19 protein-coding genes and 4 pseudogenes are annotated in these 21,048 nt (G+C 70.1%); 9 read left to right on the top strand and 14 right to left on the bottom strand.

What is annotated here, in order from left to right:
• Positions 1-56 precede the first annotated feature (56 nt).
• Together MTP03_RS08715 and map are read right to left on the bottom strand one after the other, a co-directional pair.
• Positions 57-1,576, bottom strand: a pseudogene (locus MTP03_RS08715) (cobyric acid synthase).
• Positions 1,577-2,455: a type I methionyl aminopeptidase gene (map, locus tag MTP03_RS08710; protein ID WP_248491600.1), complete on the bottom strand. Its 879-nt coding sequence runs from the start codon at positions 2,453-2,455 to the stop codon at positions 1,577-1,579.
• Between the two features lie 375 nt (positions 2,456-2,830).
• Here map and MTP03_RS08705 point away from each other — a divergent pair, with 375 nt between their 5' ends.
• Positions 2,831-3,460 carry a hypothetical protein gene (locus MTP03_RS08705; protein ID WP_248491599.1) on the top strand — a complete coding sequence of 210 codons (630 nt, stop codon included), beginning with the start codon at positions 2,831-2,833 and terminating at the stop codon, positions 3,458-3,460.
• Positions 3,461-3,533: 73 nt separating this feature from the next.
• The gene (locus tag MTP03_RS08700; RefSeq protein ID WP_248491598.1) at positions 3,534-3,764 is read left to right on the top strand and encodes a hypothetical protein; all 231 of its coding nucleotides are present in this window, start codon (positions 3,534-3,536) and stop codon (positions 3,762-3,764) included.
• 292 nt (positions 3,765-4,056) lie between these two features.
• Here MTP03_RS08700 and MTP03_RS08695 read toward each other — a convergent pair whose 3' ends face one another.
• Together MTP03_RS08695 and MTP03_RS23545 are read right to left on the bottom strand one after the other, a co-directional pair.
• Positions 4,057-5,871 carry a penicillin-binding transpeptidase domain-containing protein gene (locus tag MTP03_RS08695; RefSeq protein ID WP_248491597.1) on the bottom strand — a complete coding sequence of 605 codons (1,815 nt, stop codon included), beginning with the start codon at positions 5,869-5,871 and terminating at the stop codon, positions 4,057-4,059.
• 190 nt (positions 5,872-6,061) lie between these two features.
• Positions 6,062-6,804 (bottom strand): annotated as a pseudogene (locus MTP03_RS23545) (SDR family NAD(P)-dependent oxidoreductase).
• Between the two features lie 77 nt (positions 6,805-6,881).
• Between MTP03_RS23545 and MTP03_RS08685 the strand changes: the two are divergent.
• The 3 genes from MTP03_RS08685 to MTP03_RS08675 all read left to right on the top strand — a co-directional run bounded on the left by MTP03_RS08685 (position 6,882) and on the right by MTP03_RS08675 (position 8,381).
• Entirely contained in the window at positions 6,882-7,706 is an 825-nt protein-coding gene (locus MTP03_RS08685; RefSeq protein WP_248491596.1) for a hypothetical protein, read from the top strand.
• Between the two features lie 64 nt (positions 7,707-7,770).
• The gene (locus MTP03_RS08680; RefSeq protein WP_248491595.1) at positions 7,771-8,076 is read left to right on the top strand and encodes a hypothetical protein; all 306 of its coding nucleotides are present in this window, start codon (positions 7,771-7,773) and stop codon (positions 8,074-8,076) included.
• A gap of 5 nt (positions 8,077-8,081) precedes the next feature.
• The gene (locus tag MTP03_RS08675; RefSeq protein ID WP_248492099.1) at positions 8,082-8,381 is read left to right on the top strand and encodes a type II toxin-antitoxin system PemK/MazF family toxin; all 300 of its coding nucleotides are present in this window, start codon (positions 8,082-8,084) and stop codon (positions 8,379-8,381) included.
• Between the two features lie 44 nt (positions 8,382-8,425).
• Here the strand turns inward: MTP03_RS08675 and MTP03_RS08670 are convergent, their stop codons facing one another.
• The 5 genes and pseudogenes from MTP03_RS08670 to dxr form a co-directional block, all read right to left on the bottom strand.
• On the bottom strand, positions 8,426-8,866 hold the full coding sequence (locus tag MTP03_RS08670) for a DUF456 domain-containing protein (protein WP_248491594.1): 441 nt from the start codon (positions 8,864-8,866) through the stop codon (positions 8,426-8,428).
• Between the two features lie 39 nt (positions 8,867-8,905).
• On the bottom strand, positions 8,906-9,697 hold the full coding sequence (locus MTP03_RS08665) for a GNAT family N-acetyltransferase (protein WP_248492098.1): 792 nt from the start codon (positions 9,695-9,697) through the stop codon (positions 8,906-8,908).
• A gap of 91 nt (positions 9,698-9,788) precedes the next feature.
• A pseudogene (gene ispG / locus MTP03_RS08660) lies at positions 9,789-10,935 on the bottom strand (flavodoxin-dependent (E)-4-hydroxy-3-methylbut-2-enyl-diphosphate synthase).
• Between the two features lie 19 nt (positions 10,936-10,954).
• Complete coding sequence (locus MTP03_RS08655; RefSeq protein ID WP_248491593.1) at positions 10,955-12,190, bottom strand: RIP metalloprotease; 1,236 nt, start codon at positions 12,188-12,190, stop codon at positions 10,955-10,957.
• A gap of 21 nt (positions 12,191-12,211) precedes the next feature.
• Positions 12,212-13,354 carry a 1-deoxy-D-xylulose-5-phosphate reductoisomerase gene (dxr, locus tag MTP03_RS08650; protein ID WP_248491592.1) on the bottom strand — a complete coding sequence of 381 codons (1,143 nt, stop codon included), beginning with the start codon at positions 13,352-13,354 and terminating at the stop codon, positions 12,212-12,214.
• A gap of 106 nt (positions 13,355-13,460) precedes the next feature.
• On the opposite strand from dxr, the gene MTP03_RS08645 reads away from it, so the two are divergent.
• On the top strand, positions 13,461-15,287 hold the full coding sequence (locus MTP03_RS08645; RefSeq protein ID WP_248491591.1) for a siderophore-interacting protein: 1,827 nt from the start codon (positions 13,461-13,463) through the stop codon (positions 15,285-15,287).
• Here MTP03_RS08645 and MTP03_RS08640 read toward each other — a convergent pair.
• Both MTP03_RS08640 and MTP03_RS08635 read right to left on the bottom strand, forming a co-directional pair.
• Complete coding sequence (locus MTP03_RS08640; RefSeq protein ID WP_248491590.1) at positions 15,186-15,845, bottom strand: Uma2 family endonuclease; 660 nt, start codon at positions 15,843-15,845, stop codon at positions 15,186-15,188. The two genes, MTP03_RS08645 and MTP03_RS08640, sit on opposite strands and share 102 nt — an antisense overlap.
• Positions 15,846-15,919: 74 nt before the next feature.
• Positions 15,920-16,237, bottom strand: coding sequence for a DUF952 domain-containing protein (locus MTP03_RS08635; RefSeq protein WP_248491589.1), 318 nt, complete (start codon positions 16,235-16,237; stop codon positions 15,920-15,922).
• Between the two features lie 123 nt (positions 16,238-16,360).
• Between MTP03_RS08635 and MTP03_RS08630 the strand changes: the two genes are divergently transcribed.
• A complete protein-coding gene (locus tag MTP03_RS08630; RefSeq protein WP_248491588.1) occupies positions 16,361-16,627 on the top strand; it encodes a DUF2631 domain-containing protein in 267 nt (88 codons plus the stop codon).
• A gap of 1 nt (position 16,628) precedes the next feature.
• Here MTP03_RS08630 and rlmN read toward each other — a convergent pair whose 3' ends face one another.
• Positions 16,629-17,741 (bottom strand): 23S rRNA (adenine(2503)-C(2))-methyltransferase RlmN, encoded by a 1,113-nt coding sequence (rlmN, locus tag MTP03_RS08625; RefSeq protein ID WP_248491587.1) that lies wholly within the window; start codon positions 17,739-17,741, stop codon positions 16,629-16,631.
• A gap of 102 nt (positions 17,742-17,843) precedes the next feature.
• On the opposite strand from rlmN, the gene MTP03_RS08620 reads away from it, so the two are divergent.
• Both MTP03_RS08620 and MTP03_RS08615 read left to right on the top strand, forming a co-directional pair.
• A complete protein-coding gene (locus MTP03_RS08620) occupies positions 17,844-18,236 on the top strand; it encodes a lipopolysaccharide assembly LapA domain-containing protein (protein ID WP_248491586.1) in 393 nt (130 codons plus the stop codon).
• Between the two features lie 75 nt (positions 18,237-18,311).
• A pseudogene (locus tag MTP03_RS08615) lies at positions 18,312-19,576 on the top strand (nitrate/nitrite transporter).
• On the opposite strand, the gene MTP03_RS08610 reads toward MTP03_RS08615, so the two are convergent.
• Positions 19,554-20,450: a phosphatidate cytidylyltransferase gene (locus MTP03_RS08610; RefSeq protein WP_371820924.1), complete on the bottom strand. Its 897-nt coding sequence runs from the start codon at positions 20,448-20,450 to the stop codon at positions 19,554-19,556. The pseudogene MTP03_RS08615 and the gene MTP03_RS08610 sit on opposite strands and share 23 nt — an antisense overlap.
• A gap of 2 nt (positions 20,451-20,452) precedes the next feature.
• Complete coding sequence (gene frr, locus MTP03_RS08605; protein WP_248491585.1) at positions 20,453-21,010, bottom strand: ribosome recycling factor; 558 nt, start codon at positions 21,008-21,010, stop codon at positions 20,453-20,455.
• Between the last annotated feature and the right edge of the window lie 38 nt (positions 21,011-21,048).

The following is a 21,048-nucleotide window of genomic DNA, read 5'->3' as shown; positions in this document are numbered from 1 at the left end:
CGAGCCCGCAGGCACCTGCACCGTGTCAGCTGAATCCATCGGCATGGTCGTCAACGCTAGTCACTGATGATCCGAATGGTCGGCAGGATCGCCGAAAATGCGATAGGTGAAAGCAAAGGTTTCAGAATCGCGTCGACGTCGCAGTGCTCCTCGAGCGCGTCGGCGACGGCGTCGAGCTGCGCGAGGCGCGCACCGTCGTAACTGACCGGGGCGCCGAGGTCCCGGCCCGGGAACGTGCGGGTGAGGTAGGCGCGGCGGAACCCGTCGGCCCCGAACATCCCGTGCCAGTGCGTCCCGAGGACGCTCCCGCGCGCCGCTCCTTCGGGACCGTCGGGGCCTTGTAGCGCGGGACTTTCCGCGTTCCGGTCGACGATGCCGTGATGGATCTCGTAGCCCGTCACCGCGACGTCGAGCGCGGTTCCCGCGACGTTCCGGACGCACTTGTCGCGCCCGAACGCCACGTCGACGTCGAGGATCCCGAGACCGTCGACACGGGTGCCGGCAGCGGCCTCGACGCCGTGCGGGTCGGCGATGCTGCGGCCGAGCATCTGGTAGCCGCCGCAGATCCCGACGATCGGGCCGCCTGCCCGCGCCCGGCGGTCGAGGACGTCGGCGAGCCCGCGCTCGCGCAGCCACGCCAGGTCGTCGACGGTGCTCCTGGTCCCGGGGAGCACGACGAGGTCGGCGGCGGCGACGTCGGCGGCCCGGGTGGTCCACCGCACCGTCAGGCCCGGTTCGCAGGCGAGGGCCTCGACGTCAGTGGTGTTGGAGACGCGGGGCAGGGCGATCGCGGCGACGCGGATCGGCTCGGGGCGCGTGGCGCCCCGGCCGACCAGGTCGGTGCCGAGCGCGGCGAGGGAGTCCTCGGCGTCGAGCCAGAGGTCCGCGAGGTGCGGGAGCACGCCGAGCGTGGGGCGCCGGGCGATCTGCTCGAGCTGCGCGAGCCCGGGCTCGAGGATCGACCTATCGCCCCGGAAGCGGTTGACGAGGAAGCCGTACACGAGGCGCTGATCCTCGGGCGGCATCACGGCGACGGTGCCCGCGAGGTGCGCCAGCACCCCGCGGTCGATGTCGCCGACGATCAGCGTCGGCAGGCCCGCGGCCCGGGCCAGCCCCATGTTGGCGATGTCGGTGGCGCGCAGGTTGATCTCGGCGGGGCTGCCGGCGCCCTCGCAGAGCACGACGTCGAACTCGGTCCTCAGCCCGGCCAGCGTGGCCGTGACTTCGTCGAGCAGCCACTGGCGGCGAGTGACGTAGTCGCGGGCGCCCACGTCGCCGACGGGGCGGCCGTGCAGGATCAGGTGGCTGCGCCGGTCGGTGCCCGGCTTGAGCAGGACGGGGTTGAACCGGGTCGACGGGGCCAGCCGCACGCGAGGGCCTGGGTCGCCTGCGCGCGCCCGATCTCGCCGCTCGTGCCGTCGGTCTCGACGGTGGCGACCGAATTGTTGGACATGTTCTGCGCCTTGAAGGGCGCGACCCTCACGCCCCGTCGGGCCAGGAGGCGGCACAGTCCGGCCGTGACGGTGGACTTCCCGGCGTCACTGGTGGCGCCGGCGATGAGAAGTGCGCCGCGCACTTAGACCGCGGGGCCGCTCGGCGTGCTCGGCAGGGTCAGGATCTCGGCGCCGTCGTCGGTGATGACCAAGGTGTGCTCGAACTGCGCGGTCCACTTCTTGTCCGTCGTGGCCACCGTCCAGCCGTCGGACCAGATCTCGTAGTCGAGGCCGCCGAGATTGATCATCGGCTCGATCGTGAAGACCATGCCGGGTTCGAGAACGGTATCGACGTTGGGCTCGTCGTAGTGCAGGACGACGAGGCCGTTGTGGAACGTCTCGCCGATGCCGTGGCCGGTGAAGTCGCGGACCACGGTGTAGCCGAAGCGGTTCGCGTAGGACTCGATGACGCGGCCGACCACGTTGAGCTCGCGCCCCGGCTTGACCGCCTTGATGGCGCGCTCCGTGGCGATGCGGGTGCGCTCGACGAGCAGCCGGTGCTCCTCGGAGACGTCGCCCGCGAGGAAGGTGGCGTTGGTGTCGCCGTGCACCCCGTCGATGTAGGCGGTCACGTCGATGTTGACGATGTCGCCGTCCTCGATGATGGTGCTGTCCGGGATGCCGTGGCAGATCACCTCGTTGAGGCTGGTGCAGCAGCTCTTGGGGAAGCCCCGGTAGCCCAGCGTCGACGGATAGGCGCCGTGGTCGAGCATGTACTCGTGCGCCACCCGGTCGAGGTGGTCGGTAGTGACGCCGGGCCGGACCTCCGCGCCCGCGGCCTGCAGCGCGTCCGCCGCGATCCGCGAGGCGACGCGCATCTTCTCGATGGTCTCGGGCGTCTGGACCCACGGCTCGTTGCCCTCGTTCGCCTGCGGCTTGTCCACGTACTCCGGTCGCACGATGGCGGCGGGGACTGCCAGCCGGGGCGAGACGGTGCCGGGAACGAGTGCAGCGCGGGTCATCCGTCCAGCCTATCGACGGTGCGCTTCCCGCCGCGGTGCGGGGCCGGGAGCAGCAGGTGGTTCTCCCGGCGGTCATTCGGTTTGTGAATAACGCCCGTCAGTTTGTGAACAACACCCGTTCCGGGGTCGTACCGATCCAACGGGCGCACGATCGCAGGACCCATCGATGCCGTCTCCGAAGCTCCGCTCCCGCGGCGGCGAGTTGTTCCCGCGGCCGCCATGGCAGCCGCGGGAAGGAGTCCCTGCAGCGGGAGTGAGTGGTAGGCGCCGCGGCAACAACTGCCCGCCGCGGGAAGCAATCGGTGCAGCGGGACGAATCAGCGAACTTGTCGTACCCCGGTGCGACGATGCCCGGACACCTTGGGGGAGGTAGCAATGACCACGAATTCAGATCCGTTCGCGGCGCCGGATCCCATGCGGGAGATCCGCACTCGGAAGCAACTGCGATCGCTCGGGCGGTCCGACAGCACGATCCGGAACTACGTGAACAACGACGAGCTGGTGCGCCTGTGGGCCGACCACTACCGGGGCGGCGGCACACTCGAGGTCGACGACGAGTACCTGCTGACGGTGCGGGCGGCGGCGGACAACACTCACGGCGGTCTCGCAGTCAGCCACTGCGCCGCCGCGGCGTTACGCGGGCTCGAGTTGCTCAAACCCGACCGCAAGTACGTCGACTTCACGACCTCGGGCAGCAGCGGAGGAAAGAAGTCCGGCCGCCGTCGCGTCCATGTTCGGCGACTCGAGGCGGAGGACGTCACGATCGTGGACGGCGTTCTGTGCACCACGATCGCTCGGACCGCACTCGACCTGGTCCTCGCCGGCACCTACGAGCAGGGCATCTGCGTGCTGGATTCAGCTCGCCGCCTTGGCGTTTCGCAGGACGAACTGAATCCGCAGCGGCCCGACTCGGACGAAGGACGGGAATGGAACGGCTCCGCGCCGCCCTGCCACGGGCCTCGGAGTTGCCGCAGTCGGTCGGCGAATCGTACAGCCGCGCCCTGATCCACAGGTGGCCGGAGATTCCGAACCAGCCCTCCAACACGAACACCACAGCGACACCGGCGAACTCCTGTGCGTGACGGATTTCGAATGGAACGGCATCGTGGCCGGCGAGTTCGACGGCGAGGGGAAGTACTCCGAAGGCGCGACCGCCGAAGGCCAGTCGAACCGCGACGAACTCCTGTCCGAGCTCGGCATGAAGACCACCCACTGGCGCTGGAAGCACTGCGCCAAGCCGGCGTTGCTGCGGGCGAAGCTCCGCCGATCACTCGGACTGGTCGGGCTTCTCCTCGACAGCGGCGCATGAGTTCCTTGACCTCTCGCAATCCCACCTGCCGTCACGGCGACAGCGATCACTCCCGCTGCAGTCGGTCCTTCCCGCGGCGTCCTTCACTCCCGCTGCAGTCGGTCCTTCCCGCGGCGTCCTTCACTCCCGCTGCAGCCAGTCCTTCCCGCGGCGACCATGGCAGGCGCGGGAAGAAATGCTGACCGCGGGAACCTCACCAGCGCACCGCGGGACGCAATCACCACCGCGGGAACAGCCCAGCGCCGCGGGAACCTCGCGCCGGTGTGCCGCCGACGCCGACGAGAATGCCGGATCAGCCGGGTACCGCGGCGACGGGAGCGTCGAAGCGGTCGAAGAACTCCTTGGTGACGGCCACGGCGTTGTCGGAGCTTCCGCCCAGCACCACCAGCGTGGCGAACGCGAGGTCGCCGCGGTAGCCGACGAACCAGGCGTGCGAGCCACCGTCGACCTCCGCTTCACCGGTCTTGCCCAGGACGTCACCCGCGCCCCGGATCAGTTCGGCGGTACCGGAGGCGACCACCTCGCGCATCATCGCGCGCACACCGTCGACGGCGCGGGGATCGAGCGGCGGCCGCTCCTCGACCTCCGTCCGCTTGCCGAGGAGCAGCTGCGGGGTGACCGCGCCGCCGTGCGCGACGGCGGCGACGGCGAGCGCCATTGCGAACGGACTGACCAGCACTTCGCCCTGGCCGAAGCTGTCCTCGACCTGGTTGACCATGGCCTTCGGCAGCGGGTACTGGCCGGACGAGACGGGTAGGCCCGGGATCGTGTAGTCGGGACCGATGCCGAGCTGCGCCGCGGCATCGGGCAGAGCCTCGGGCTTCAGCTTGGCGCCGAGGAACGCGAAACTCGTGTTGCACGACCGCGCGAACGCACGCTGCATGGTGACGTCACCGAGGGAGAAACGGTTGTAGTTGGGCACTTCCCGCTCGCCGATGGTCAGGGTGCCCGGGCACGGGACGATGGTATCGGGAGTCGCGATCCCCGCCTCTATCGCGGCGGTGGCGGTCACGATCTTGCCCGTCGACCCCGGCGGGTACAGACCCGAGGTGGCGAGCGAACCCAGCTTGTCCGCCTCCGGATTCTGGGCGACCGCCAGCACGGAACCGGTGGAGGGCTGGATCACCACCATCATCGACTGCCGGTCGCGGCGGGTGTTCACCGCCGCCTGTGCGGCGGCCTGAGCGATCGGCGAGATGCTGACCTTCACGGCCGATTTCGGCTCCGGCGCGGTCGACGACAGCGTGGACACCCGGGCGCCCGTATCGGCCTGCGCGACCACCTCCCAGCCGTCCGTGCCGTCGAGCTCGCCCGTCACGTTCTTCTTGATCGACGACATCAGCGCGGGCGCGAAAGTGCGGTCGGTGGGCACCATGTCGGCCTGCTCGACCAGCGTGACGCCGGGCAACGCACGCACGTCGCCCGCCAATCGCTGCAGGTCCTCCTGGTTGACGGATGCCACGACGTACGGCGCCTGCAGCGATGTGGCCTGCTCGGTGATCCGTACCGGGTCGAGGTCCGGAACGATCGGCTGCAGCGCCCGCACGAGCTGGCCCGCGACGTCGAGCACTGTCGTGGGGGCCGCGACCTTCGACGCCTCCAGCCGGATCCGCGTGATCACACCGGGCACCAGGATCGCTCCGCCCGACGCCGAGTTCACCGGCGCCTTCGCCGCCGGCAGAGCACGCAGCACCATCGACTGGTTCGCGCCCAGGCGCGGGTGCAGTACCGACGGCGCCCACCGCACCTTCCACTCACCGTTCTCCTGCACCGTGGTCAGCGTTCCGCGGTAGTCCCAGGTCCGGCTGGACCTCCCCTGCTCGGCGGGCAGGTCCCACACGTACTCGTACTCGACCTCGCTGGTGGCACCGGTCGTGCGGACCTGGCCCACCTTGAGCTCCACGCCGCGGGCCTGCAACCCCTCGAACGCCGCCCGCAGCGCCTTCTTCGCCTCCTCCGGCGTCGTCGTGAGCCGGGCGGCACCGTCGAGATCCTTGGCGGCGAGCGCTGCGCCGAAGCGCACCGTGACGGGGCCCGGACCGTTGGTAGCGGCGGGCGAGCACGCCGAGGGCGCGACCATCGCGGTGATCAGGGCGACGATCACCACCAGCCGGGCCGCAGTTTCTCCACGCGGCAAGGCTACGGCGCGGCACCGACATCGTCCGGACGCCGCGCGGGCCTGTGAAGACTGAGGCGCAAGTGACCGGCGCGCCTCGACGGGTCCGTCTCGGTCGGGCACCTGTTCGGCGCCACCGGCGCCGGCGTGGTCCTCGAGCACATTGGGGGATCCCTGCGCCTCAGGTGACCGAGAGGCCACCGTCGACGCACAGGTTCTGGCCGGTCACGAACCGCGCGCCGGGGCCGGCGAGGAACACGGCGACCGCTGCGAAGTCCGACGGTGCGCCGAGCGTGCCGGTATGGGCCCGGTTCCGGAAGTACTGAGCGCGTTCGGGATCAGCGAGCACCGCGGCGGTCATGGGCGTCGCGACCAGCCCGGGGGTGACGGAGTTCGCGGTCACCCCGTGCGGCGCCCAGGCCTCCGACTGCGACCGGGTGAGCCCGGTGATGCCCGCCTTGGCGACGCCGTACGCGCCGCTGTTACCGAACGCGCGGTGCGCCTGCGTGGACGCGACGTTGATGATCCGGCCCCAACCCCGCTCGGCCATCCCCGGCCCGTAGTGCTGCCCAGGGCGAACGGAGCGTCGAGGTTCACCGCGAGGATCTCGCGGTACAGCGCGCCGTCGATCTCGCCAAGTGGTGGGCGCGGATTGCTGCCCGCGCAGTTGACCAGGATGTCGACGGTGCCGCCCGCCTCCGCCAGGCGCGCGTCGACCTGCGCGATGAGGCCGACGGCACCGTCGGCGAGGTCGGCGCTGATGCCGTCCGGGCCGAGTCTGCCGCGGTCGCGACCGGCGCGCAGGACGCGGGCGCCGGCACCGTCGAGCGCGGCGGCGATGGCGGCCCCGATACCCGAGCTCGCGCCCGTGACGAGGGCGGTGCGGCCGGTGAGATCGAAGAGCTCCGCGACGTTCGGATCCATGCGACCACCCTATTGCTCGGAACCGATCACCCGGATGGTGCGTCCAATTGGTAAGGGGAACACGACGATCGGGGGGAATGATGGGGTACGACGCGACATTCGAGGGTGAGTTCAAGGTGGTGCCGCTGCTGTCCGCGGCGGAGCGCAAGCGGCTCGCGGCGTTCTCGAAGGAACGCCACGAGGATCCCTCGATGCCGGGGTACTGGTGCAACTGGGTTCCGAACAAGCAGGGCACGGCGCTCGTGTGGAACGGCAGCGAGAAGTTCTATCGCTCCGCAGCCTGGCTGCGGTACCTCATCAAGGAGTTCCTCGCGCCCGCCGGGCATCGGGTCAGTGGCAACGTCACCGCGACAGGGCAGGACGGCGCCGTCTCCACCATCGTCGCGATCGGCCACGATGTGCACACACATGAGGTGCGGGGCCCGATGCCGACCGAATACGCGCTCATCATCGAGCCGCGGCATCAGGAGTACGACCTCGACCGCGAGTACGACGCGGCGTTCGACCTTTCGTCGAACCAGTTCTCGCTCTTCGATCCCGGCGACCCGCAGGTCTGGCCGAAGGTGACCTCGTTCGCCGTCGAGTATCCGGATCTGGACCTGGTGGTGGTGGATGACACGCACCTCGTCGACGAAGTTCGCGGGTTGACACTGGAGGTCTGGAGTTCGGGGACCATGATCGTTCGCCTTCTCGCTTCGGTTGCCATGGCCGACCCCGATCGGGCGTTCAGCGAAGCCATCGACCTCGCGACCGCTGTCGCCACGCTTCTCAACTGGACGGTGTACGACCCGGCCCAGCGAGTCGCCCTGCGCCCGACGGACCGGTTCCGCAAGCGCGCCATCTCCAGGATCAGGGGATACATGCAGGAAGTGGCGCACTTCCCGCGCGCCTCGGTCGTGTGATCGCCCACCTCGAACCCCAGGATGCGTACAGAAGGACGCCTGAATCGAGTGTAAAATCATGGACATGAGCAAGCGTGTGAGCCTCATCCTCCGCGACGCGGACGAGGCCGCGATCAGCCCGTTCTTGACTGCCGGATCCCCCGCAGCGGAGGCGTTGCGCCGATGGGCCGCCGCGCACGGTGCGGGCGACGTGAAGACGGAGGCTTCCCGCCTCCGGGTCCTCCTCCAGGCCGGAGCCGCGGCTCTTCAGGAGCAGGCGGTCGAGGACGGGTACGTGCGACTCGCCGAGGAGTTCAACACGTCGGAGAACGATGCCGCGCGGCGGGCCGCCCGCGATCGGTACGTCAGACGACGTGAGGCGGGGCAGTGACCGCGATGCGCGGCCAGGTGTTCCGCAGCGACCTCGGCTACGGCGCGAAGCCCTGGGTGATCGTCAGCAACAACGCGCGGAACCGGAATCTCGACACCGTTCTCGCCGCGCGCCTCTCGACGACCGGCAAGAACGCCCACATACCGACAGTCGTGGCGCTCTCCACCGCTGATCCACTCGTCGGCTTCGTCCTTGTCGACGACCTCGTCCAGCTCTACCACGACGAATTGACCGAGAACGTGGGCACCTTGTCGCCCCAGACGATGCAGAAGATCAGCGCAGCACTACGGATCGCCCTGCCGTGAAACGGCAAGGGTGATCCGCCCATCTGTCACACGACCCCCAACGGTCAGCTCAGGATGTAGCCGAGCCAGATCGCGATGGCGCCGAGCGCGCCGGCCAACTCGATCAGGATGAGAAGGCCGGCCGCCTTGGTGGCGGCCAGCGCCGCGTGCCAGCCGGCCTTCGCGTTGCCGAGCCGCACCGCCTCCGCGGCGAAGGTGCCGCCGATGAATCCGATCACCAGGCCCACGACGGGGATCAGGAAGAACAGCACGATCCCGGCGACCCCGCCGGCGACCAGCGACCACTTCCCCACTCCGGCCTTGGCCATGGTGCGACCGCCCACGTAGTACTTGATCGCCCACGCGACCACCATGCATGCGAGCCCCGCGCCGAACACCCACCAGGCGCTCCCGCCCGTGAAGGCGGCCCAGATCAGGATTCCCAGCGCCACCAGCGAGCTGCCCGGCAACAGCGGGACCACGATCCCGAGCAGGCCGACGACCATCAGGGCGATGACGGCGATGTACCCCAGGTGTTCACCGGTCTAGGTAAGCAGAACAGTGGCGAACGTCGCCACTTGGCGGAACCCCACCCGCTCGTACGCTCGGCGCGCCGCGACGTTGAAGCTGTTCACGTACAGGCTGGGGATCCGGCCGCTGCGCAGCACCGCCTCGGCGACGGCCGCGGTGCCCGCCCCGCCGAGCCCCTCGCCCCGCAGGTCGGGCCGCACCCACACGCCCTGGATCTGCCCGACGGTGCGTGAGACGGCCCCGACCTCGGCCTTGAAGGCGACCTCGGCACCGTCGAACAGGACGTACGCGCGCCCGCCGAGGATCGTGTTGGCGACGCGCCGCCGATAGGCCCGGCCACCGTCGGCGCCGCGGGGGTCGATGCCGACCTCGACTTCGAACATGGCGATCGACGCGTCGAGGTAGCGATCCAGTTCGGCCATCCGAGCGGGCCGCACGCCCGCGTGCGAGTGCGGCGAGACCTCGGCCAGCGTCATGAGCGGCTGGTCGGACCGGACCTCCCTCGCCGGTCCCCACGACGGTTCGAGCTCGCTCCACAGCGGCAGCACCAGCTCGGACCGGCCCACCACGGACGCCGCGGTGCGGTTGTTCCGCGCGGCGCGGGCGGCGAAGTAGCGCATGTCGTCCACGTCGCCGCGCAGCGGCATCAGGTTCGCGCCGGAGAAACACAGCGAGGTCGGCACGCCGCGATGCGTCCACAGTTCTCCGCCGAGCGATCCGGGGTCGGTGCCGCACTCCTGCACGCGTCCGGCGACCATGCACGTCGCCACCGGGTCGGCGTCGAGAGCGGCCAGGACCTTCGGCAGGTCCCGGGTGGGACCGGCCGCTCGTGCAGCATCTTGAGCACCGGCGGCCCCTCTCGACTACGCGACGTGACGGCGCGCCGGCCGTCCGCACCTACGACACGGTGACGACGGGCGCACCGCTCTCACTATCCCCCGACTCCTCGGCGATCCGCAGCGCTTCTTCGATCAGCGTCTCCACGATCTTCGACTCGGGGACCGTCTTGATCACCTCGCCCTTGACGAAGATCTGGCCCTTGCCGTTGCCCGAGGCGACGCCGAGGTCTGCCTCGCGCGCCTCGCCGGGGCCGTTGACGACGCAACCCATGACGGCGACGCGCAGCGGCACCTCCATGCCCTCGAGGCCCGCGGTGACCTCGTTGGCCAGCTTGTACACGTCGACCTGCGCGCGGCCACACGACGGGCACGAGACGATCTCCAGCTTGCGCGGACGCAGGTTCAGCGACTGCAAGATCGCGTCGCCCACCTTGATCTCCTCGGCGGGCGGCGCCGACAGCGAGACGCGGATCGTGTCGCCGATGCCGTCGGCCGAGGGAACCGAACGCCACCGCGCTCTTGATGGTGCCCTGGAACGCGGGACCGGCCTCGGTGACACCCAGGTGCAGCGGGTAGTCGCACTGCGCGGCCAGCTGCCGGTAGGCCTCCACCATGATCACGGGGTCGTTGTGCTTGACGGAGATCTTGATGTCACCGAAGCCGTGCTCCTCGAACAGGCTCGCCTCCCACAGGGCGGACTCGACCAGCGCCTCGGGCGTGGCCTTGCCGTACTTCTCCATGAGCCGCTTGTCGAGCGAACCGGCGTTGACGCCGATGCGGATCGGGATGCCCGCGGCCCCCGCCGCCTTCGCGACCTCCGCCACGCGGCCGTCGAACTCCTTGATGTTGCCGGGGTTCACGCGCACCGCGGCGCAGCCGGCGTCGATCGCGGCGAAGATGTACTTCGGCTGGAAGTGGATATCGGCGATGACCGGGATGTTCGCCTTCTTGGCGATGATCGGCAGCGCGTCGGCGTCCTCCTGGCGGGGGCAGGCGACGCGCACGATGTCGCAGCCCGACGCCGTGAGCTCGGCGATCTGCTGCAGCGTCGCGTTCACGTCGTGCGTCTTGGTGGTGCACATGGACTGCACCGAGATCGGGTGGTCGCTGCCGACACCGACGCCGCCCACGTTGAGCTGACGGGTCTTGCGGCGCGGGGCCAACGTGGGGACCGGGGCTGCCGGCATTCCCAAACCTACGGACATTCGCTGCTACTCCAGATCTTTAGTTGAAGAGCTTGATCGGATTGACTATGTCGGCTGTGAGGACGAGCAACATGTACCCGCCGGCGAGCGCCAGGACCACGTACGTCAGCGGCGCGAGCTTCATGTAATCGACGGGACCGCCCTTGCGGCCGGTGACCAGGTCGCGGAGCTTCTCGAAGATCACCACCGCCATGTGGCCGCCGTCGAACGGCGGTACCGGCAGCAGGTTGATCAGGCCGAGCATGAGGTTGAGTCCAGCGAGGAGCAGGAAGAAGACGCTCCACATGTCGCGCTCGACGACCTCGCCGCCGATCATCGATGCCCCCACGAGCGACTGCGGGGTGTCGAGCCCGCGCTCCTCGCCCTTGATCGCGTCGATGAGGGCCGGGATCTTCTGCGGCAGCTGACCGATCGCGATCACGGTGCGCTCGCCCATGTCCCACGTGAACGCCGCGGTGCCCCCGATCGCGGTGAACGCGTTGTAGTGGTTCGTGACCGGGACGGTGCCGACACCGATGCCGATCGTGGGCCCGGTGACCTGCATCAGGTCCTTCCCGTCGGGCGTCGCCCGCCACTTCTGGGACGTGATCGGTTCGACGGTGACGGTCCTCTCGGCCCCGTCCCGGACGATGCCGAGGGCGATGGAGCCGGTCGAGTTCTGCAGGGCGTCGATGATGCTGTCCGCGTCGACGGCCGTGCCGTTGACAGAGGCGATCACGTCGCCGCGCTGCAGGCCGGCCTGCGCGGCCGGGCTGGGCAGGCACTCGCCGATCGGAGCGCTCGGCGTCTCCTTGGTGGGCTTGGTCGTGGACTGTGCGACGCATCCGGTGCTGGACACCGCGGCCTTCGCGGGCGTGTCGATGGCCGGTAGCCCGGCGGTCATCGCGACGCCGTAGATCAGCAGGGCGCCCAGGATGAAGTTCATACCCGGGCCGGCGAACAGCACGAACAGCCGCTTCCACGCGGCCTGCTTGTACATCGCCTTCTCGCGCTCGACGGGCGTCTTCAGCTCATCGAGCAGCGTCATTCCGGCGATGTCGCAGAACCCGCCCAGCGGCAGGGCCTTCACGCCGTACTCGATGCCGTCCTCGGCCTTCGGCCGGCGCACGGACCAGACCGTGGGCCCGAAGCCGATGAAGTAGCGCCGGACCTTCATGCCTGTGGCCTGCGCCGCCCACATGTGCCCGCACTCGTGCCACGCGATCGACGCGAGGATGCACAGCGCGAACGCCGCGATACCCAGTGCGTACATCATGGACTCCAGGATACCGGGCGCTCAGAGGAGCCCGACCAGCTCGGACGCCCGGGCGCGCGCCCACTCCTCCGCCGCCAGGACATCCGCGACGTCGCGGGGCTCGGCCTGCCACTGCGCACCGTCGGACACCACCTGCGCGACGGTGTCGACGATGGCGAGGAAGGACGTGCGACCGTCGAGGAACGCCTGCGCGACCACCTCGTTGGCGGCGTTGAAGACGGCCGTGAGGCTGCCGCCGCGGGTGCCGGCCTCACGGGCGACGGAGATCGCAGGGAACGCATCGTCGTCGACGGGCGCGAACGTCCAGGTGTGCGCCTGCGTGAAGTCGCAGGCGGTGCTCGCACCCGGCACCCGGTCCGGCCACCCCAGGGCCAGCGCGATCGGCAGCTTCATCGACGGCGGCGAGGCCTTGGCGATGGTCGCGCCGTCGACGAAGGTGACCATCGAGTGCACCACCGACTGCCGGTGCACCGTCACGTCGATGCGGTCGTACGGCACGCCGAACAGCAGGTGCGCCTCGATCACCTCGAGGGCCTTGTTCACCAGCGTCGCGGAGTTCAGCGTGATCATCGGCCCCATCGACCACGTCGGGTGCTGCGCCGCCTGCTCGGGGGTGACGTCGGCGAGCTCGGCGCGAGTCCGGCCGAAGAAGGGGCCGCCCGACGCCGTCAGGATCAGCCGGTCGACCTCCGCCGCAGTGCCGCCGCGCAGGCACTGCGCGATCGCCGAGTGCTCGGAGTCCACGGGCACGATCTGGCCCGGCTGCGCGCGGGCCAGCACCAGCGCTCCGCCCGCGACCAGCGACTCCTTGTTCGCGAGCGCGAGCCGCGCGCCGCTGTCGAGCGCGGCGAGCGTCGGGCCGAGGCCCAGGCTGCCGACGACGCCGTTGAGCACCACGTCGGCGTCGACGGTGTCGACGAGGCGGGTCATGGCGTCCGGGCCGGTCAACGCACCGTCGAACCCGCCGGCGCGGGCGGCGTCGGCGATGCCGATCCGCGCACCGTCGAGCCCGAGATCGCGCGCCTGCCGCGCCAGCAGTTCCGTGTTGCCGCCGCCGGCGCCGAGCCCGACCACCTCGAACCGGTCCGGATTCTCGGCGATCACCTCCAGGGCCTGGGTGCCGATGGAGCCGGTGCTGCCGAGGATGAGGACGCGGGTGGTCACGGGATCAGCCTATCGGCGCGTCGCCCCGCCCGACGGTCCGCCGTCGGCGCCGGTTCGGCAGGGCAGGCTAGCCTTGCACGGTAAACCGACGAAAGGGACGGCAACGATGGCCAGCACACTCCGCGACGGCGCGGTGTTCCCGATCTGCCTCCGCGAGTTCGACGTGCTCCGGGTGTCCGACGTGACGCCGGGCATGCGACGCATCGTGGTCGGCGGCCCGGCGATGGACGCGCACGTCCGCGACGGCGTCGACCTTCCCCCGGTCCGCAGCACCGGGTTCGATGACGACATCAAGGTGCTCCTCCCCGACCTGCAGACCGGCGAGTTCCCGTTCGAGGTGCCCAAGAACACCGACCAGGGCCGCGTGGACTGGACCGACGGCTCGTTCGAGCACGCGCGGACCTACACCGTGCGCGAGATCGACGCCGCGGCCCGCGAGATGACCATCGACTTCGTCCTGCACGGCACCGGCCTCGCCGCCACCTGGGCGCGCCGCGTCGAGGTCGGTTCGAAGGTGCTGATCGCCGGGCCGAAGCACTCGGCCGCGCTCCCCCGCGACACCGACTGGCTGCTGCTCGCGGGCGACGAGACCGCGCTGCCCGCGATCGGGCGCGCCGTCGAGATCCTCCCGCCCGGCTTCAAGGCCACCGCGGTCATCGAAGTGGCCGAACCCGGCCACCGTCAGGAGCTCGCGACCGAGGGCGACGTCGAGTTCGTGTGGCTCTACCGCTCCGAAGCGGACGGCGCGTCGCGCCTCGTCGAGGCGGTACAGGCCGTCGACTGGCGCGGCGAGCGCCCCTTCCTCTGGGTCGCGGGCGAGACCCTGGGCATCAAGCCGCTGCGCCGATGGGCCAAGAACGACAAGGGCCTCGACAAGGACCGGGTCGAGATCACCGGCTACTGGCGTCACCGCGTCGTCGCGACGGTGGAGGGTGACGATGAACTGGTGGACACCAGCCAGGACGAGAACCTGGCATCCGAGGTCCACGAGATGACGGAGCTGTTGCCGCCCTTCGCCGTTCGCGCGGGCGTCACGCTCGGCCTGTTCGCGGCGATCGACGACGGCGCGGCGACGCCCGCCGCGATCGCCGCCGCGTGCGGCACCGACGCCCGCGCGACGGGCAAGCTGCTGCGCCACCTGGCGCTGATGGGCTTCGTCGCGGTCGGGCAGGGCGGCTACACGCTGACCGGCCGCGGCGAACTGCTCACCGACCCCGACGAGCTGCTCGCCGGCAGCCTGCACCACGACCAGGCGCGCACCCGCCTGGACCTGTCCTTCGTGCACCTGGTCGACGCGGTCCGGACGGGCGCCGCGGTGCCCTTCGAGGGCTCCGACGTGCGCCGAGTCCGCGCCGACGACGAGAACCTCGCCGAGCAACTGCATTCCGGCGCGAGCCGATGGGCCACCTACCGCGCGCCCGCCCTGCCCGAGGCCGTGGACTTCGACGCCGTGCGCTCGGTCGCGATCTTCGGCGACGGGGCGGGGGTCTACGCCGATAACCTGGCGCGCCTACTCCCCGACGTGCGCGTGACGATCGTCGGCATGCCCAGCACCGTCGAGCGGGAGATCGCGGTGGTCGCGTCCGAGCGCCGCGACCGCGTGACGGCGGCGCCGGGCACCGTCTTCGCCCCGCTGCCGCAGCGCTACGACCTCGTGGTGGGCATCGACGTCCTGCAGACGCTCCCGGACGCCGACGCCGAACTGCTGGTCACCACCCTGCGCGGCAGCGCCGACCGCGTGGTGTTCGTCGGGAACGTGCTCGACCCCGGCACCACCGACGACCACGAGACCGAGGAAGACCTGCGCAACCTCTGCCTGTACGGCGGCGGACTACGGACGGCCGAGGAGCTCGCCGCGCTCGCGGGCGACGGCACGCATCGCATCGCGCCGCTCGGCTGGGGCACCTACGTCGTCGAGTACGCCGGTGCCTGACGGGATACGGCCGTCATTCCACCAGGTCGGCGGGTACCACCTCGACCGGGAACGGCTGCTCGACGAGCACCCGATCCCCGGGCGGATCGTGGAGGACCGCGTGTACTCGTCGGCGGCAGGCCCGGTGTGGATCGTGACCGTGCCGTCGGCGTCGACACGCCAGTAGGTCGGGATACCCGCCTCCGCGTACTTCGCCGCCTTGAGGGTGCGGTCCGTGACCCGCGTGGACTTCGACGCGATCTCGACCACGAGGGCGACATCCTCGGCTTCGCTCCACTCCACGTTCGGGGAACTGCCCGGTCTCAGGACCACGATGTCGGGGATGAAGTTGCCGCCCGGCACTCGCACGCCGATCTCATACAGCGCACGAAAACCATTCGGCATCGCGAGTCGCAACGCCATGAAGAGATTTCCGCCGATGCTCTGATGTCCCTGTGACGGCGGTGGCGTCATGAGCAGACTCCCGTCCACGATCTCGTAGCGGTGCCCGTCGTCCGGCAGCCCGTCCAGGTCGGCCTCGCTCCAGTAGTCGGGGAACGAGTACGTCGGCTGAGCCATTTCGGCACCTCCCCTCGTGGCGGTGACAGTTGATCCTCGGTCTGACAGGTTCTCTACCCGAGTCTATGTCGAGATCACTCCGGCGACACGGCCTCGGCGCCGACCACTGCGGACACCGGGATCGGGCCGTAGACGTGCGGAAACAACTCGTCCACGCCCGGCGCTGGCGGCTCGTACCGCACGTCCAGCCCCGTCAGATCGATCGAGAGTAGGACGAGGTCCGCGGCCGGGACGTCTGCGTAGAACCGCTCCCGCACGCCCCGCCACTGTTCGTCGGTGGAGCAATGGACGAAGCCGACGTCGGCGAGCGATGCGCCGCGAGTGGAGACGGCGTATTCGCCGGTCGCCCGCGCGGCGTCCCAGTCGGTCACGAGAGCCAGATGGAAGATCACCCGCGCCACGCTACCCAGGAATTCCCGCCCCTCGTACGACGCACGGTCGTAGCGGGATAGGATTCATCCGTATCCCGGGCGGCGCCCGGTGCGCAGCTGATGGAAGCGACGAAGGAGAAGGCGGTGGCAACCACCGACCTGGAGCGTCAGACCAGCACTTCGAAGGTCGACCTGGCCGACGCCCCGTCGCGCGATTGGGGCTGGCACGGCACCGCCCCCACCGCCGCCCGGATCAGCGGCGTCCTCTTCGCCGCCCTGCTGCTGTTCATGACGCACGGCAACCACACCGGCAAGACCGAGGACATCTTCCTACTCGGCTTCGCCATCGTGATCCTGGCCGTCATCCTCGTCCAGTGGCTGGTCAACCGCCGCAAGAAGTGGAAGTACTGAGCTACTTCTCCTCGGCGGCCAGCTGACCGCAGGCCGCCGCGATCTCCTGGCCGCGGGTATCGCGCACGGTGCACGAGACGCCCTGCGCGATCACGCGTCGCACGAACTCCTCCTGCCGGTCCTTCGGCGACGCATCCCATTCGCTCCCCGGCGTGGGGTTGAGCGGGATCAGGTTCACGTGCGCGAACTGGCCGAGCTTCTTCCGCAGCTTCTCGCCCAGCATGTCGGCGCGCCACGGCTGATCGTTCACATCGCGGATCAGCGCGTACTCGATCGACACGCGCCGCCCCGTGGTGTCGGCGTAGTAGCGCGCCGCGTCCAGCACCTCTGCCACGCTCCAGCGGTTGTTCACAGGCACCAGCGTGTCGCGCAGCTCGTCGTCGGGGGTGTGCAGCGAGACGGCGAGCGTCACCGACAGGCCCTCGTCGGCCAGCTTCCGGATGGCGGGCGCGAGGCCCACGGTGCTGACGGTGACGTGCCGCTGCGAGATCCCCAGGCCCTCGGGCGCGGGCGACGTGATCCGACGTACAGCCTGCACCACGCGTTTGTAATTGGCGAGCGGCTCCCCCATGCCCATGAAGACGACGTTCGACAGCCGGCCCGGGCCGCCCGCGACGTCGCCGTCCTGCATGGCCCGGGCCGCGCTGCGCACCTGGTCCACGATCTCGGCGGTCGACAGGTTCCGGTCGAGGCCGCCCTGCCCGGTCGCGCAGAACGGGCAGGCCATGCCGCAGCCGGCCTGGCTGGAAATGCACAACGTCGCGCGGTCGGTGTACCGCATGAGCACCGACTCCAGGAGGGTGCCGTCGTGCAGGCGCCACAGCGTCTTGCGGGTGGTGCCGCTGTCGGTGGCGATGTGCCGCACGGGCGCCATCAGTTCGGGCAGTAGCGCTTCCCCGACGGTGCCCCGCGCTCCCGCGGGCAGGTCGGTCATGGTCGCCGCGTCGGCCTCCAGCCGGCCGTAGTAGTGCCGCGCCAGCTGGTTCGCACGGAACTTGGGCAGACCGAGGTCGACGACGGCCTGCTGCAGCTCGGCGTCGGTGAGGTCGGCCAGGTGGCGTGGGGGCTTGCCGCGCTTGGGCGCGTCGAATACCAGGGGCAGAGAAGTGCTCATAACCCCTCTATCCTCCCACGTCACCGTCAATCCGCCGACCACGCCGGGTTCCGGCGGCCGCTCCGGTGTCGCGGGTGGTCGCGAGATGGCAGGATATGCGCCATGGCGAAGCACGAAGACCCCGTTCGGGACAGCGAAGAGCAGCAGGAGTTCGCGGTCCCCGAGACCGAGGACGCGACCGATCTCGTGCCGGCGCCCGCACCGGCACCCCCAGTCCCCGGTGGAACGCGCGACGCGTACGACGAGGTCAGGCACACCCGGTCCGCCTCTCTGTGGTCCGGCCTCGTCGCGGGGGCCGTGGTCCTGCTCGTGCTGCTGGCGTTCATCGTCCAGAACCAGTCGAACACGCAGATCAGCCTGCTGTTCTGGGAGGCGAACCTGCCGCTCGGTGTCTCGCTGCTGATCGCCGCGATCCTCGGCGCGCTCACGGTCGGGCTGGCCGGTGGGCTGCGAATCTTCCAGTTGCGGCGCGCGGCCAAGAAGATGCGCGGCTGACCGTCGCAGTCCTGGTCGCATCAGCCCACCCGGGCGCGTGCGGCGCACCGTCGGGCTAGGAGAACGAGGGGCACCATGCGGGCGTGGGTCGTCTGGTCGGTCGCGACGTCGGCGTACGTGGTCGCGATCCTGCAGCGGACGTCGTTCGGCGTCTCGAGCGCCGAGGCCGGCGAGCGGTTCGGCGCGGCGCCGGCCGCGCTGGCCGCGTTCGTCGTGCTCCAACTCGTCGTGTACGCGGGCATGCAGATCCTGCAGGCCTCCTGCTCGACCGGTTCGGGTCGCGCCGTCTGATCGTCACCGGCGCGGTGGTGATGGCGGTCGGCCAGTTCGCTCTCGCGATGACCGAGAGCCTGCCCATCGCCATCGCCGGCCGGGTGCTGGTGGGCAGCGGCGACGCGCTGACCTTCGTCTCGGTGCTGCGCCTGGTGCCGGCGTGGTTCCCGGTGCGGCGCATCCCGCTCGTCACCCAGCTCACGGGCATGACCGGCCAGCTCGGCCAGGTCCTCTCGGCGGTGCCGTTCGCCGCGCTCCTGCACGGCACCGGGTGGAGCAGCGCGTACGCGTCCGCGGCTGCGCTCGGCGTGTTCGCCGCGCTCGCCGTCCTGTCGACGGTGCGCGACGCTCCGCCCGGCCGGACCGCGCCCACGATCACCGTCCGCGTGCGCGACATCCCGCAGATCCTCCGCACGACCTGGATGCACCCCGGCACCCGGCTGGGCTTCTTCACGCACATGGGCACGATGTTCTCGGTGACCGCCTTCATGCTGATGTGGGGCGTCCCGTACCTCACGACCGCCCAGGGGCTCTCGTCCGGCGCCGCCGGCGGCGTCGTCAGTTTCGGCGTGCTCGCGACGCTGGCGGCCGGGCCGGTCATCGGCTTCCTCACCGGCCGGTTCCCGGTGCGCCGCTCGTGGATGGTGATCGCGATCATCCTGGCGAGCGCGGCGTTGTGGACGATCGTGCTGCTGCGCGACGAGCCGTCGCCGGTGTGGCTGCTCTCGCTGCTGGTCCTGGTGATCGCCGTCGGCGGCCCGAGTTCCGCGATCGGCTTCGACTACGCCCGCTCGTTCAACACGACCCGCGTGCTGGGCACCGCGCAGGGCATGGTGAACATCGGCGGCTTCCTTGCCAGCCTGGTCCTCATCCAGGCGATGGGGTCGATCATGGACGCGGGAGCCGGCCTGACCTTCGACGGGTTCCGGGCCGCCTGGCTGGCGCAGTACCCGCTCTGGGCGATCGCGCTGCTCGGCGTTCTCGTGACGCGCAAGAAGGCGCGGCGACGCGAGGGCATCACCCCGCGGCCGCTGCGCGAGGTGATCAGGCGGGCATCAACGCGGTGAGCGCGGCCCACACCACCACCGCGCTCGGAAGCAGCGAATCCAGGCGGTCCATCAGACCGCCGTGCCCGGGCAGCAGCGTACCCATGTCCTTGATGCCGAGGTCCCGCTTGACCTGCGACTCGAGCAGATCACCGAGGGTCGCCGTGATCACCACGACCGGCCCCAGCAGCAGGCCCCACACGGGATTGACGTCCAGCAGGAACTTCAACACGAGCACCGCACCGATCGCCCCGGCCACCATGGAGCCGGCGAAGCCCTCCCAGGACTTCTTCGGGCTGATGGCGGGCACCATCGGGTGCTTGCCGAACAGCACGCCCGCGGCGTAACCGCCCACGTCCGAGCACACCACGAGGATGATCAGGGCCGCCACGCGCTGCGGGCCGCGGTTGTCGGGAAGCACCAGCATGGCGCCGAAGGTCGCGAACAGGGGCACCCACGCCAGGACGAAGACCGATGTGGAGATGTCCCGGGTGAAGGAGTTCGGCGCCGCCGTGTGGCGGTGCCCCAGCAGCCGCCAGACGATCGCCACCAGCACCGTGGCGACGAACGCCGCCAGCACCCCCTCGGTGCCCAACGGCCAGCTCAGCCAGATCATTGCCTGGCCGCCGATCAGCATCGGCCACAGCTCCAGGTTCGTGCCCGCGGCGCGGAACCGCTTGACCACCTCCCACGTGGCCGCGGCGATGGCGATGGCCACCAGCGGCACCCACAGGTGCGACGCGAAGAACAGGATCGCCACGATCATCGCGCCCAGGCTCACGCCCACGCCGATCGCCGCCGGGAGGTTGCGCCCGGCGCTGATCTTCCGTTTCCCGGTATCCGACGGTGCCGCCGCGGCGCCGCCGGTGCCGACCGGCTCGGGGGAATCCGGCACGGCTAGACCTCCATCAGATCGGCTTCCTTGCGCGCCACGAGGTCCTCGATCTGGGCGACGTACTTGGCCGTCGTCTTGTCGAGCTCCTTCTCGGCGCGTGCGACCTCGTCCTCGCCGGCGTCGCCGTCCTTGACGATCTTCGCGAGCTGGTCGTTCGCCTTGCGGCGCACGTTGCGGATCGACACCTTGGCGTCCTCACCCTTGCCCTTGACCTGCTTGACGAGGTCCTTGCGCCGCTCCTCGGTGAGCTGCGGGATGCCCACGCGGATCAGCTGGCCGTCGTTGGTGGGATTGACGCCGAGGTCGGAGTTGCGGATGGCGGTCTCGATGTTCCCGAGCTGGTTCGACTCGTACGGCTTGATCACCACGAGCCGCGCCTCGGGCGTCGTGATCGAACTGATCTGGGTGATGGGCGTCGGCGCGCCGTAGTAGTCCACGACCACCTTGGAGAACATCGCCGGGTTCGCACGGCCGGTGCGGATCGACTGGAAGTCCTCCCGGGCCACCGAGACGGCCTTCTCCATCTTCTCCTCGGCGTCGAAGAGCGTTTCGTCGATCACTTGGGTCACACGTCCTTTGTCTACGAAGTGGTGGTTGT

Source organism: Tsukamurella sp. PLM1 (genome assembly GCF_023168325.1).
Lineage (GTDB): Bacteria > Actinomycetota > Actinomycetes > Mycobacteriales > Mycobacteriaceae > Tsukamurella.
The sequence above is the reverse complement of the archived record's forward strand: the minus strand, read 5'-3'. Positions and strand labels throughout refer to the sequence as shown.

What these genes read in the sequence shown, in the direction of transcription:
- map (WP_248491600.1), bottom strand. Translation starts at nt 2,455, where the DNA reads ATGACCCGCGCTGCACTCGTTCCCGGCACCGTCTCGCCCCGGCTGGCA.
- MTP03_RS08705 (WP_248491599.1), top strand. Translation starts at nt 2,831, where the DNA reads ATGACCACGAATTCAGATCCGTTCGCGGCGCCGGATCCCATGCGGGAG.
- MTP03_RS08685 (WP_248491596.1), top strand. Translation starts at nt 6,882, where the DNA reads ATGATGGGGTACGACGCGACATTCGAGGGTGAGTTCAAGGTGGTGCCG.
- MTP03_RS08680 (WP_248491595.1), top strand. Translation starts at nt 7,771, where the DNA reads ATGAGCAAGCGTGTGAGCCTCATCCTCCGCGACGCGGACGAGGCCGCG.
- MTP03_RS08675 (WP_248492099.1), top strand. Translation starts at nt 8,082, where the DNA reads ATGCGCGGCCAGGTGTTCCGCAGCGACCTCGGCTACGGCGCGAAGCCC.
- MTP03_RS08670 (WP_248491594.1), bottom strand. Translation starts at nt 8,866, where the DNA reads ATGGTCGTCGGCCTGCTCGGGATCGTGGTCCCGCTGTTGCCGGGCAGC.
- MTP03_RS08655 (WP_248491593.1), bottom strand. Translation starts at nt 12,190, where the DNA reads ATGATGTACGCACTGGGTATCGCGGCGTTCGCGCTGTGCATCCTCGCG.
- MTP03_RS08645 (WP_248491591.1), top strand. Translation starts at nt 13,461, where the DNA reads ATGGCCAGCACACTCCGCGACGGCGCGGTGTTCCCGATCTGCCTCCGC.
- MTP03_RS08640 (WP_248491590.1), bottom strand. Translation starts at nt 15,845, where the DNA reads ATGGCTCAGCCGACGTACTCGTTCCCCGACTACTGGAGCGAGGCCGAC.
- rlmN (WP_248491587.1), bottom strand. Translation starts at nt 17,741, where the DNA reads ATGAGCACTTCTCTGCCCCTGGTATTCGACGCGCCCAAGCGCGGCAAG.
- MTP03_RS08620 (WP_248491586.1), top strand. Translation starts at nt 17,844, where the DNA reads ATGGCGAAGCACGAAGACCCCGTTCGGGACAGCGAAGAGCAGCAGGAG.